At 44.5% G+C, this 11,628-nt stretch carries 13 protein-coding genes; 8 read left to right on the top strand and 5 right to left on the bottom strand.

Annotated elements, in window-relative coordinates:
• From F8H35_RS03170 to thrC, 4 genes are all read right to left on the bottom strand, one after another.
• The coding region (locus F8H35_RS03170) for a DpnII family type II restriction endonuclease (RefSeq protein ID WP_472572128.1) at window positions 1-516 on the bottom strand (516 nt) is incomplete at its 3' end.
• The gene (locus F8H35_RS03165) at window positions 513-1,358 is read right to left on the bottom strand and encodes a DNA-methyltransferase (RefSeq protein WP_472572127.1); all 846 of its coding nucleotides are present in this window, start codon (window positions 1,356-1,358) and stop codon (window positions 513-515) included. The genes F8H35_RS03165 and F8H35_RS03170, both read right to left, overlap by 4 nt.
• Before the next feature lie 11 nt (window positions 1,359-1,369).
• Window positions 1,370-2,623 carry an ATP phosphoribosyltransferase regulatory subunit gene (hisZ, locus tag F8H35_RS03160; RefSeq protein ID WP_472572126.1) on the bottom strand — a complete coding sequence of 418 codons (1,254 nt, stop codon included), beginning with the start codon at window positions 2,621-2,623 and terminating at the stop codon, window positions 1,370-1,372.
• Window positions 2,624-2,625: 2 nt separating this feature from the next.
• Window positions 2,626-3,687 carry a threonine synthase gene (thrC, locus tag F8H35_RS03155; protein WP_472572125.1) on the bottom strand — a complete coding sequence of 354 codons (1,062 nt, stop codon included), beginning with the start codon at window positions 3,685-3,687 and terminating at the stop codon, window positions 2,626-2,628.
• A 77-nt stretch (window positions 3,688-3,764) separates the two neighbouring features.
• On the opposite strand from thrC, the gene dapA reads away from it, so the two are divergent.
• The 8 genes from dapA to F8H35_RS03115 all read left to right on the top strand — a co-directional run bounded on the left by dapA (window position 3,765) and on the right by F8H35_RS03115 (window position 10,093).
• Window positions 3,765-4,637 (top strand): 4-hydroxy-tetrahydrodipicolinate synthase, encoded by an 873-nt coding sequence (gene dapA / locus F8H35_RS03150; protein WP_472572124.1) that lies wholly within the window; start codon window positions 3,765-3,767, stop codon window positions 4,635-4,637.
• Window positions 4,637-5,662 (top strand): protoglobin domain-containing protein, encoded by a 1,026-nt coding sequence (locus F8H35_RS03145; protein WP_472572123.1) that lies wholly within the window; start codon window positions 4,637-4,639, stop codon window positions 5,660-5,662. Before dapA ends, F8H35_RS03145 begins: the two co-directional genes overlap by 1 nt.
• A 9-nt stretch (window positions 5,663-5,671) precedes the next feature.
• Window positions 5,672-6,454 carry a 4-hydroxy-tetrahydrodipicolinate reductase gene (gene dapB / locus F8H35_RS03140; protein WP_472572122.1) on the top strand — a complete coding sequence of 261 codons (783 nt, stop codon included), beginning with the start codon at window positions 5,672-5,674 and terminating at the stop codon, window positions 6,452-6,454.
• Complete coding sequence (locus F8H35_RS03135) at window positions 6,455-6,679, top strand: hypothetical protein (protein WP_472572121.1); 225 nt, start codon at window positions 6,455-6,457, stop codon at window positions 6,677-6,679.
• Window positions 6,680-6,777: 98 nt separating this feature from the next.
• Window positions 6,778-7,500 (top strand): 1-(5-phosphoribosyl)-5-[(5-phosphoribosylamino)methylideneamino]imidazole-4-carboxamide isomerase, encoded by a 723-nt coding sequence (gene hisA / locus F8H35_RS03130; RefSeq protein WP_472572120.1) that lies wholly within the window; start codon window positions 6,778-6,780, stop codon window positions 7,498-7,500.
• Window positions 7,497-8,636 carry a T4 RnlA family RNA ligase gene (locus F8H35_RS03125; RefSeq protein ID WP_472572119.1) on the top strand — a complete coding sequence of 380 codons (1,140 nt, stop codon included), beginning with the start codon at window positions 7,497-7,499 and terminating at the stop codon, window positions 8,634-8,636. Before hisA ends, F8H35_RS03125 begins: the two co-directional genes overlap by 4 nt.
• Window positions 8,637-8,688: 52 nt before the next feature.
• Window positions 8,689-9,222 carry an HNH endonuclease gene (locus F8H35_RS03120; RefSeq protein WP_472572118.1) on the top strand — a complete coding sequence of 178 codons (534 nt, stop codon included), beginning with the start codon at window positions 8,689-8,691 and terminating at the stop codon, window positions 9,220-9,222.
• A gap of 259 nt (window positions 9,223-9,481) precedes the next feature.
• Window positions 9,482-10,093 (top strand): hypothetical protein, encoded by a 612-nt coding sequence (locus F8H35_RS03115; protein ID WP_472572117.1) that lies wholly within the window; start codon window positions 9,482-9,484, stop codon window positions 10,091-10,093.
• Between the two features lie 27 nt (window positions 10,094-10,120).
• Here F8H35_RS03115 and guaB read toward each other — a convergent pair whose 3' ends face one another.
• Window positions 10,121-11,587 carry an IMP dehydrogenase gene (gene guaB, locus F8H35_RS03110; protein WP_472572116.1) on the bottom strand — a complete coding sequence of 489 codons (1,467 nt, stop codon included), beginning with the start codon at window positions 11,585-11,587 and terminating at the stop codon, window positions 10,121-10,123.
• Window positions 11,588-11,628 lie beyond the last annotated feature (41 nt).

Raw genomic sequence — 11,628 nt, 5'->3', positions numbered from 1 at the left:
TTCACATATACTCTCCATTAATTTCCCGCCTCTGTTTTTCCGGGCATTTGAGTCAAGACCAACCTCAACTCCCAAAACGTAGTCGGGAACGCTTTTTATTTTTCTTCTGAAAAGCTCTGCAAGACCCGAATCTTCAAAAGCTTCACATATTTTCTGAATATCTTTTCGTGTAAGTTCCTTTTTAGAAAAGTCAAATTCCTCATACTTAAATGTATTTTTATCAATCAGAACTGAAAATTTAGTATCTCTAACAGCAAGAAGAATCGGTAATGCTTTAACTACTACAGGATACTCTGAAATTAATTTCCTAAGAGATTTTGTCGGGTCTTCTTTTCCTACAACACAGTTAAGTAAGTTCAGTGCAGCTTCCAGTTCCTCTATATTTTTGAACACTTTTTGCCAGTCAACAAAATACTCCCAGCTTCTTATGTGTTCTTTAATGGTTGATAAAAAGAAGTTATAAACTTCCTCCGGGTCAGAAAGATTTAAAGGACATTTAGAACTTCCTCTTTTCAAGTCTTAACCCCTGAAGTTTCTCTAATTCCCGATAAAAGCGGGAGCTCCTTTAGTTCATCCTCTATTCTCGGTATTGCAAGTTCCTTCAGATATTTTTCAGTAAAGTCAATACCAATAAACTTTCTCCCGTAACGAACAGCAACCACGCCAGTAGTTCCGCTACCGCAGAACGGATCGAGAACAACATCTCCAGGATTTGAAGTTAAGAGAATAATTCTTTTAAGGAGTTCCTCCGGCTTTTGAGTAGGGTGTTTACCATATCTCTTTTCCTGCGGTTTAGGAGTGGGAATTGACCAGACACTTCTCATCTGTTTGCCAGGTTTTTTTATGAAATCACCACTCCAGTTTCCCTTTCTGGAAAGTTCATAGTTAAACGTATGTTTTGCCTCTTTACTCTTTTTAGCCCAGATAAGGGTTTCGTGGCTGGCAGTGAACATTCTACAGCTTAAGTTGGGAGAGGCATTAGGCTTAAACCAGACAATCTCGTTAATTATGTGCCACCCCTGTTTCTGAAGTGCAAAGCCGCACATGTATATTGAGTGGTAAGTTCCTGAGATCCAGATCGTTCCATTGGGTTTTAAAACTCTTCTGCACTTTTCTATCCAAGAAAAGTGAAACTCAAAATCTTCGTCAAATCCTTTGCTCCTGTCCCATTCCCCCTTGTTAACGCTAACTCTTCTACCGGCATGACACGTAAAACCATCGTTTGACAGGTTATAAGGCGGATCGGCAAATATCAGATCCACCGATTCGGCAGGCAGCTGATCAAGTATTTCAAGGGCATCTCCCAGATACAGCTTTACATTGTCTTTCTCGTAGTAAGGTTTCACTTTAAACTCCAAATCCGTTTCCTTTATCTCTTTAAAATATCCAGGACAGAGTTAACAATGTCCCCTTCTATTTTGAAAAAGCCCTCTGGAGAGGTAAAGAGAACATTTTTGGGCTCCTCGCTCCTGTTTAGAACCAGGACAAACTCGTAACCCTTTCTGAATGCAACTTCTACAGAATCCTGGTAGTCTCTCTCAACTATGTCCCGGGCTACCGAATACCCTTTTTTTCGGAGCTCCCTGGCCACCTCGTAAGCAAGGTGCTTTTCAGTGCCAAGGTCAATTATGTAAAAGTCCTTTTTTGTGGAAGTTCTAAGGAGCCCCTTCTTCTCAAGGAGCTCCTCTAAAGCGTCAACGCTTAAAGCTATGCCCGTTGCAGGAAGCTCCCTGCCGAACTTTCCCGTAAGCTGGTCGTATCTTCCACCCATTCCTAAGGAAAAACCGTAGAGGGGGTGGAAAACTTCGTAGGTTATTCCAGTGTGGTAGTCCATTCCCCTCTTCTCAGAGAGGTCAAATATCACCCTCTCCTCAAAGCCGTAGCTTTTCAGAATACTGTAAACGCTCTTTAGCTCACCCAGAGCTCTTACAGATCTTTCATTTTTGAACAGTTTTTCCGCCCTCTCTAAAACGTCCTCTTTCCCGTAGAGCTCTAAAAGTGAAAAGAGCTTCTCTCTCCTCTCTCCGGTTATTCCTTCCTCTTCTGAAAAGAGCTCAATTCCAGAGAAATCTTTGTGTTTAAGCAAATTAAGAAGTTTCTCTCTGTTCTTTACGCCAAGCTCCTCAACAACTCCCTCCAAAAACTCTGTGTGACCAATGTCTATCTGAAAAGACTTTAAGCCTAACTCCTTCAATATGTTGGCAACAACAGAGATGACCTCTGCATCAGCTTCAACTTCCTTAACGCCAAGGAGCTCCATCCCGAACTGATAGGTCTCCCTGTCTCCGTCCCTGTCTCTAAACACCTTTCCCATGTAGTAGAAGCGGAAAGGAGGTTCCTCATCCTTGAAAGACGAGGCAACAATCCTTGCAACCTGAGGGGTGAAGTCTGGTCGGACGGCCATAAGCCTTCCTGTAAACCTGTCAACTAACTTAAAGGCAAATTCCTCAGTGTTTTTATCAACGGCTGTAAAGAGCTCCAAGAACTCAATTGTTGGAGGCCATAGAGGGTCATAGCCCCACTTCTCAACAACCTTTTTAATCCTCTCAAGGAGCTCCCACCTCCTCTTAACCTCTTCCGGGAGGAGGCTCTTAAAACCCTTTGGAATCTCTGTCAGTCTCATCTTTAAAATCCTAACTGTTTAACTATCTCGTCCTTATCTGCCGGAAGCGTTATAGGCTTAACTCCCATAGAAATGGCAGTATCCGGGTCTTTTAGACCGTGGCCTGTAAGGGTGCAGACAATAACGTCTTCCTTCTCAAACATTCCTTTCTCGCGAACGCTCTTTATAACGCCGGCAATTGAGGCAGCAGACGCAGGCTCGCAGAATATCCCCTCAGTTCTTGCAACGAGTCTGTAGGCCTCAAGGATTTCCTCGTCTGTAACCATATCTATAAAACCGCCAGACTCGTTAGCTGCGTTTACTGCCCCTTCCCAGCTTGCAGGGTTCCCAATCCTTATTGCAGTTGCAATGGTTTCAGGGTTCTTAACAGGGTGGCCAAGAACTATTGGAGCAGCCCCTGCAGCCTGCCATCCGCACATCTTCGGCTTTGAGTCAACCTTTCCGGCCTCGTAGTACTCCTTATACCCCATCCAGTAGGCGGTTATGTTTCCGGCGTTTCCAACAGGAATGTAGTGGTAGTCGGGAGCTCTCCCTAACTGCTCGCAGATCTCAAAGGCTGCAGTTTTCTGCCCCTGGAGCCTATAAGGGTTAATTGAGTTGACAATGGTTATAGGGTATTCAGCTCCAATTTCCCTCACGATTTCAAGGGCGTCGTCAAAGTTTCCCTTTATCTGAACAACCTCAGCGCCGTACATAACGGCCTGAGAGAGCTTCCCAAGGGCTATTTTTCCCTCCGGAATGAGAACAACAGCTTTGAGTCCGGCCTTTGCAGCGTAGGCAGCGGCGGAAGCAGATGTGTTTCCGGTAGAAGCACAGATAACGGCCTTTGCTCCCTCTTCAACGGCTTTAGATACAGCCATAGTCATTCCTCTGTCTTTAAAGGAACCTGTAGGATTTAATCCTTCAAACTTCAGGTAGAGCTCTATTCCCGGCTTAATCTCTTTTGCAAGGTTGTCTGCCTTTATAAGAGGTGTGTTTCCCTCCAAAAGGGTGATTACAGGAGTCTTATCTGAAACCGGGAGGAACTCCCTGAACTCCTCTATTACGCCTCTCCACCTTTCCATTAAAATACCTCCGGAAAAACAGTTAAAATACGGAGTAGGAATTATACTTCCTGCTTTTTAACGGATACGGAGGAGTGATGTTTGAGGGAATCTACGTTGCAATCCCCACCCCCTTTAAAAACGGAAAGGTTGATACAGAAGCCCTTAAGAACCACATAGAGTTCCTGATTGAAAACGGCGTTGACGGAATTGTTCCCTGTGGAACAACGGGAGAGAGCGCAACCCTCTCTTACGAAGAGCACGAAGAGGTTATAGCCCTTACAATTGAGCAGGCCAGGGGAAGAGTAAAGGTAATTGCCGGAACGGGCTCAAACTCAACCTCTGAGGCCATAAGGCTCACAAAGTTTGCAGAAGAAGTTAAGGCAGACGGAGCTCTCCTCATAACCCCCTACTACAACAAGCCAAACCAGGAGGGACTCTACCGCCACTTTAAGGCCGTTGCAGAGGCAGTTTCAATACCCATAGTCCTCTACAACGTTCCTGGAAGAACCGGTGTAAACATGCTTCCAGAAACAGTTGCAAGACTCTCTGAGATTGACAACATAGTGGCAATAAAGGAGGCAACGGGAAGCACAAACGTTGCAACGGAGATAATCAACCTCTGCGGTGACAAGATGGAGGTTTTATCCGGAGACGACCTTACATTCTTCCCACTCCTCTCAGTTGGAGCAAAGGGCGTAATTTCCGTTACCGCAAACGTTATTCCGGAGAAGATGGTTGAGATGTATAAATCCTTCACCTCCGGAGACTTTAAGAGGGCATCTGAGACTCACAGGGAAATCTACCCGCTGACGAAAGTCCTCTTCATAGATACAAACCCCATTCCTGTAAAAACTGCCCTTGCTATGATGGGAAGAATGGAAAAAGAGTTCAGGCTCCCCTTATGCCCAACAACGCCTGAAAAAGAGGCAGTAATTGAGAAAACCTTAAAAGAATTCGGAGTTCTGTAATGCACTTAGGAGTTGACTACAGGGATTTAGAGAGGCTTTTAGACTACTTTGAGATAAGGGAAAAAGACATAAAAAACCTGAGATTCCTGGGGAATATTCTTCTTCCATATAAGGAAGAGTTCGCCAATGCTTTTTACGATAATTTAATGAAGTTTGAGGATGTAAAGGAGTATATACCTGAGAGCAAACTTCAGAGGCTCAAAAGAACAATTCAGGTTTGGTATGAAAAACTCTTTAGCGGTAAATACGACTCTGAATACCTGCTTTACCTGTTAAAAATCGCAAAAATTCACGTTGAAGAGGGGATTCCTCCCCACTACATCATCGTTGCAATGAACTTTGTCAGCCGTTTCTGTAGTAGGAGAATTGCCCAGTTCTTCTCAGAAAAGGCAAAAGTTTTCTTTGAGAATTTCAAAGAGGAGCAGAGAAAGTTCTGCGACCCATCAAAGGCTGAAATCCTTGAGGGATTTGTTTTAGAAGAGGTCTTTGAAAGGCTTGAGGACTTAAACAGGTCGTTAAGGAAAATACTTGCACTCAACGAGGACGTTCTCATCTCCTACTACGTTGATGCGGAGCTCCGCACATTCTTTGAAGCTGGAAAACTTGAAAGGACTGCCATAAAGCTCAGCAAGAAGTTTGCCGTATTTATGGACATAGCAATCCTATTAGGCCTTATGGCACTTGCCGTTTTCGTTATCTTCCTCTTCGGAACGGACGTTGTCCACTTCTTCCACGGAGACCTTGCCCACAGCCTGATAGCTGCGATGGGCGACCTCTTAATTCTCTGGACTGTTTTGGAGCTCCTCAACAGCGAAATCAAGTTCATGCTGGGCGGAGAGCTTGCAGTATCGGCCTTTGTCAGCGTTGCATTGGCTGCAACAATCAGGGAAGCTCTGGTTGTTTCACTTGAACACGGAAAGCCGATAGAGTTCAAGTTAGGGATTGGAGCTCTCATCCTTATCCTTGGCATCGTTTACGGAATCGTTAAGTGGTTTGAGATAAAACAGAGGAAAAAGCTCAGTTAGGGGTAGGAAATGGTAAAGCTTGCAGTAACAGGTGCAGCAGGAAGAATGGGAAGTTTGATAGGGAAGTTAGCCCTTGAGGATAAAGAGTTCAAACTGGTTGGAGTCACTGAGAGACCAGACTCAGAGCTGATAGGAAAAGAGTTTTCTCCGGGAGTAAAGTTCTACCCGTCAATCTCTGAAATTCCTGAAAGGCCAGACGTAGTAATTGACTTCACAACTCCTGAAGCCACAGAGAAGCTCCTTAAAGAGGCAAAAGAGCTTGGAGTAGCTTTAGTCATCGGAACGACGGGCCTTACAGAGAAGCAGAAAAAACTGATAGAGGAAACAGCAAAGTATGTTCCCATAGTCTTCTCCCCCAATATGAGCCTTGGAGTAAACCTTCTCTTTAAACTGGTTTCTGAAGCAGCAAAGGCCTTGAAAGATAAGGGATACGACGTTGAGATATTTGAGATCCACCACAGGTTTAAAAAAGACGCCCCATCTGGAACGGCAGTGAAACTTGCGGAGATAGTTGCAGAAAACCTGGGAGTTGACCTTGAGAAGTCTGCCGTTTACGGGAGAAAGGGAATTGTTGGAGAGAGAAAACCAGATGAGATAGGTATTTTCTCAGCAAGGATGGGAGACGTTGTAGGGGACCACACGGTCTACTTTGCAACCCTCGGAGAGAGGTTGGAGCTCACCCACAGGGCAACGAGCAGGGAGACATTTGCAAGGGGAGCTCTCACAGCCGCGAAGTGGGTAGCCGGCAAAAGGGCAGGCCTTTACACGATGTTTGACGTTCTGGGAATTTAGATGAAAGAGGCCCTAAAAGAGGAAATCGGCGTCTGGAAAGAGAACTTAAAGGCCGTTGTATACCTGTTCGTCATTGATATAACGGGAACTGCTGCAAGAGCAGTAAAAGTCGGAGTAGTTGACAAGTGGGTTATCTCCGGCGCATACCTTTTACTTATAGGCTACATACTGGTGTGGCTTCAAATAAAGAGGCTCATTAACCGCTTGAAAGAGGTTGAAAAGTGAAAGAGGTTCTATTTGCTGTATTTTTAATACTTCCTTTTATTCTGGCAATACTCTTTGCATACTTCAACGATCCACTTGCTGAAAAGTAGGGAGGAAATGTGTTTGAGGTAATTCCTGCCGTTGACATAAAGGGCGGAAAGTGTGTAAGGCTCTACCAGGGAAGGGCTGATCAGGAAAAGGTTTACTACGAGAATCCTGTTGAAGTGGCAAAAATGTGGGAAGAGATGGGAGCTCCCCGCCTCCACGTTGTTGACCTTGACGGAGCCTTTGAGGGGGTTCCCAAAAATCTGCCGATTGTAAAGGAGATAGTTGAAGAGCTCTCCATTCCCGTCCAGTTTGGCGGCGGCGTAAGAACTATGAAAGCTTTAGAAGAGCTCTTTAAGGCCGGAGTTGACAGGGTAATCCTCGGAACGGTTGTAGTTGAGGAGCCGGAGCTCTTTAAAGAGATGGTAAAAGCTTTTCCCGGGAAGTTAGTTGTTGGAATAGACGCCAAAAACGGAATAGCAACAACAAAGGGCTGGACTGAGGTTTCTGGTATTCCTGCCGTTGAGCTTGCAAAGAGGAGCGACGATTTAGACATATGGGGGTTTGTCTATACAGACATCTCAAGAGATGGAACATTGACAAGCCCAAACTTTAAAGAGGTTGAGAGGTTCGCATCTGCCGTCTCTCACCCTGTAATCGCCTCCGGCGGCGTTGCAAGGGTAGAGGATTTGGTAAAACTCTCACAGATTGAAAATGTTGCCGGAGCGATTGTCGGAAAAGCTATCTACGAGGGGACTGTTAACCTGAAAGAAGCTCTGGAGCTCCTCAAACCTTGAAGTTAAAACTCGGCAGAGCTCTAAAAGAGATAGAGGGAAACAGGTTCTTCAAAGTTCTTGAAGACGGAGACCTCGTCAAAATCTCCTACAGATTCAACGCTCCATCAGTTTTTGACACGCCGGTTAAGAGGGAGTTCCGGGGCATAACTTTTAGCCAAGAAACGGGAGAAGTAGTCTCTCGGCCGTTCCACAAGTTCTTCAACGTGGGGGAACACGGAGAAACAGAAGAAGAAAAACTTTCAGGCAGAGAGTTTGTAGCCCGTGAAAAGCTTGACGGAACAATGCTCCACCCAATTCTCTTAGACGGAGAGGTTAAACTCTTAACTCAGAAAGCTTTTTCAAACCCTCAAACGGAAAAGGGAGAGGAAATCCTCAGGAAAAATGAAAGACTCTATAAAGCGGTAAAAGAGCTCCTGCAGAAAGGCTACACCCCCGTATTTGAGCTTATCTCTCCGGAGTTTCAATTAGTGATTCCATACGACAGAGAAGAGCTGATACTGACGGAGCTCCGTGAAAACAGAACGGGGAAATACCTGTTGGAAGAAAGAGAAAATGAACTGAAAGAGCTTGGTTTCAAAACCCCGCCCAAATTCACAGGAAAACTTCACCATCTAAAGAGAAAAATAGAAGATGCCGAGATGGTAGAGGGATATGTCCTCAAAGACTTTTCAGTAAAAGAGCCCTTTCCACTCTTTGTAAAACTCAAATCTCCCTGGTATCACAAACACCACTACGCATTTACCTACCTTCACAACATACCAGACCACAAGCTCTTTAACTTATTTTTGCAGGGAAAGTCGGATGACATCTTCTCTGCCGTTTTAAACAGGGAGCTCCGCCAGAAAAAACGTGAAAGGCTTGAAAAAATGATTTCACTTTACAGAACTCTCGTTGAAACAGCCGAAAAACTTTCTGCCTTTTACGGAAAACCGGAGTTTGAAACCAGACTGAAAAAAGAGATTGAAAAAATTAAGAAAAAACACTCCAGAGATTTCTCAAAACTCAACCTTCGTGAAGACTATATGAGAGAAGCGGCAAGAATAGCGAAAAGGAGAGGAAAGTTTGAGAATTTCCTTGGAACAAAACTTTACACAATGCTCAAAGCGAAAGAGGTAGTATTAACAGACAAACCTTGAAGATTAAGAAGAAAAGAAATAAAAATAGAGGGAACCATTTTCGGAGTTTCTGTTGGTTCTATACCCTACGCTGGTTCTTGATAAGACCTACCTGCCGGTCTCTATCTTCTCACACAAAAAGGCGTTTCTCTTAGAGCTCCTTAATAAGTGCGAAGTTTTAGAACACTACAAAACCATTTCACTCCACTCTCCAAGTAGAGACTACCCTGCGCCCCTCGTTATCAGAATTCCCGTTCTCATCCGCCACTGGGAGAGCTCCCCAACCCGCAGGGCTGTATTTATCAGGGACAACTTCACCTGTGCCTACTGCGGAAAAACTGTTAAAGATAACGAAGCAACTATAGACCACATAGTCCCAAAGAGCAGGGGCGGAAAGTGGCAGTGGGAGAACCTTGTAACCTGCTGTTCAGAGTGCAACCAGAAAAAGGGGAACAAAACGCCCAAAGAGGCCGGGATGGAGCTCCTCTTTAAACCTAAAAAACCGTCAAATTTCCAGATATCTCTCAACAGGTGGAAAAACAGGTTTAACGAGGAGTTTCTGGGAGCTCTCTCCCTCTACGGCATCCGCAACGTAGAGGCCATTTAGTGAGCCTCTCTTAAAGCTGGAATGGCAAGCGCCAGTAAAAGAACGAGAACTATAAAGAACGCCATCAAAGCTTCAATCATCGTTTCCTCAATGATAAAATTTTCCAAAGTAATAATATCAAGGAGATGGGAAAGTTGAACATAAAAACCTTAATCAAGTCAAGGATTTTGAAAACTTAGTAAGAGAAACTCTCAAAGAAGATTTAAATAAATCCGGAACTGTCTTATACAGCAATTACTACACTCTTAAGCCTGGAAAATTGTATATCCTTGGATTTAATCCAGGAGGAGATCCAAATAGTGAAATCTTAAAGGATCAAACTATAGATAAGGATTTAGAAAGCCCAGAAAAATGGGACAGAAACTACAGTGAATATACTCAAAAGTGGGGCAACTACGAACCAGGAAAAGATCCTTTACAACGGAGTATAAGGTTTTTAGTAGAAGATGTGTTTAACCTTCCTATTAATGAAGTTTGTGCCAGTAACCTAATCTTTATAAGAAGCAAAAATGAGTCTGAGTTAGGAAACTGGAAAGAAACAGCAGAAAAACACTGGAAGATTCACCAAAAGATAATAAATGAAATAGTAAAACCTCAGATAATCATAGCTTTTGGTCTTGAAACATTTTATTTCGTTTTAGGGAAATTATCCTACGATTTAGGATTTTTCTTTCCTGCGGAATGGAGTAACTGGGAAATAAGAGCAGCTGTTAATAGAAGACTATTTGATAAACCCTTATTAATTCTTGGCTTTCCTCACTTCAGCCGCTATAAGTTAGTTCCATCAAGTGACAGTCTAAATGGACTTGGAAAAAGAGAGAAATCGGTTAAAGAAAGAATCGCCGAAATCCTTAAAATCGCGGGAATTTAAAATAAAGCGGCGGGGAGCCGCCGGGGTTCACCTCTCAATCCAGTAGTTTGGAGCCTCTTTTGTGATGATTACGTCGTGGACGTGGGATTCCTTCAGCCCTGCAGAGGTTATCTTTACAAACCTTGCCTTTTTCCTCATCTCCTCAATGTTTGCAGCCCCGCAGTATCCCATTCCAGCCCTTAAGCCGCCGACTAACTGGTGAATGGTATCTGCAAGGGGTCCTCTGTAGGGAACCATTCCCTCAATTCCCTCAGGAACCAACTTCTTCTCCTCAACGTCAGACTGGAAGTACCTGTCTTTGCTTCCCTTCTTCATAGCTCCTAAAGAGCCCATTCCCCTGTAAACCTTGTAGCTTCTACCCTGGTAGAGGATAACCTCTCCCGGAGCCTCTTTTGTTCCTGCAAAGAGGCTTCCAATCATCACAACCCTTGCACCGGCACCGATTGCCTTTGCAATGTCTCCAGAGAACTTTATACCGCCGTCGGCAATGATTGAGATGTCGTATTTATCGGCAATCTCTGCACACTGAGCAACTGCCGTTAGCTGTGGAACTCCTACTCCTGCAACAATCCTCGTTGTGCAGATTGAACCGGGGCCAATTCCAACCTTAACGGCGTCTGCTCCGGCCTTTATAAGAGCTTCTGTAGCCTCTGGAGTCGCAACGTTTCCGGCAATTACGTCAACGTCTGGGAAATGGCCTTTAAGCTTCTCAACAGTTTCAAGGACACCTTTAGAGTGGCCGTGGGCTGTGTCAACAACAATAACGTCAGCTCCGGCCTCTATTAGTGCCTCAGCCCTTCTAATGGCCTCAGGACCTACGCCAATTGCGGCTCCTACCCTGAGTCTTCCAAGCTCGTCCTTACAGGCGTTGGGGTATTTTTCCCGCTTTTCTATATCTTTTATGGTTATAAGCCCTTTCAGGTAGCCGTTCTCGTCAACTACGGGGAGTTTCTCTATTTTGTGTTTGTGGAGAATCTCCTTAGCCTCTTCAAGGGTCGTTCCAACTGGAACGGTTATCAGGTTTTCTCTGGTCATTACTTCTGCAATTTTTTTGCTGAAGTCCTTAACGAACCTGATATCCCTGTTGGTTATTATTCCAAGGAGCTTCCCTGACTCATCAACAACGGGAAGTCCGGAGATTTTATATTTTCTCATCAAGGCTTCTGCTTCAGATATTGTCTGGTCAGGCCGAACTGTTACAGGCTTTACAATCATTCCGCTCTCAGATCTTTTAACCCTGTCAACCTCTTCTGCCTGCTCCTCTATAGACATGTTCTTATGGATTATCCCAATGCCACCCTCACGGGCTATTGCTATGGCAAGCTCGGCCTCTGTAACTGTGTCCATTGCGGCACTCATTATCGGAATGTTGAGGGTAATCTTCTTTGTTAGCTTTGTTCTTACATCCACCTGGGTTGGCAGGACTTCAGAGTAGTTTGGAACCAAGAGAACGTCGTCAAACGTAAGGGCTTCCTTAACCTCTCTGCCGAGCATATTTTCCTCCTTGAAAACTTTAGGGAATTATAGTTTTGCTG

It is taken from the genome of Thermovibrio sp. (genome assembly GCA_015488335.1).
Lineage (GTDB): Bacteria > Aquificota > Aquificia > Desulfurobacteriales > Desulfurobacteriaceae > Balnearium.
The sequence above is the reverse complement of the archived record's forward strand: the minus strand, read 5'-3'. Positions and strand labels throughout refer to the sequence as shown.

What these genes read in the sequence shown, in the direction of transcription:
- hisZ (WP_472572126.1), bottom strand. Translation starts at nt 2,623, where the DNA reads ATGAGACTGACAGAGATTCCAAAGGGTTTTAAGAGCCTCCTCCCGGAA.
- thrC (WP_472572125.1), bottom strand. Translation starts at nt 3,687, where the DNA reads ATGGAAAGGTGGAGAGGCGTAATAGAGGAGTTCAGGGAGTTCCTCCCG.
- dapA (WP_472572124.1), top strand. Translation starts at nt 3,765, where the DNA reads ATGTTTGAGGGAATCTACGTTGCAATCCCCACCCCCTTTAAAAACGGA.
- F8H35_RS03145 (WP_472572123.1), top strand. Translation starts at nt 4,637, where the DNA reads ATGCACTTAGGAGTTGACTACAGGGATTTAGAGAGGCTTTTAGACTAC.
- dapB (WP_472572122.1), top strand. Translation starts at nt 5,672, where the DNA reads ATGGTAAAGCTTGCAGTAACAGGTGCAGCAGGAAGAATGGGAAGTTTG.
- F8H35_RS03135 (WP_472572121.1), top strand. Translation starts at nt 6,455, where the DNA reads ATGAAAGAGGCCCTAAAAGAGGAAATCGGCGTCTGGAAAGAGAACTTA.
- guaB (WP_472572116.1), bottom strand. Translation starts at nt 11,587, where the DNA reads ATGCTCGGCAGAGAGGTTAAGGAAGCCCTTACGTTTGACGACGTTCTC.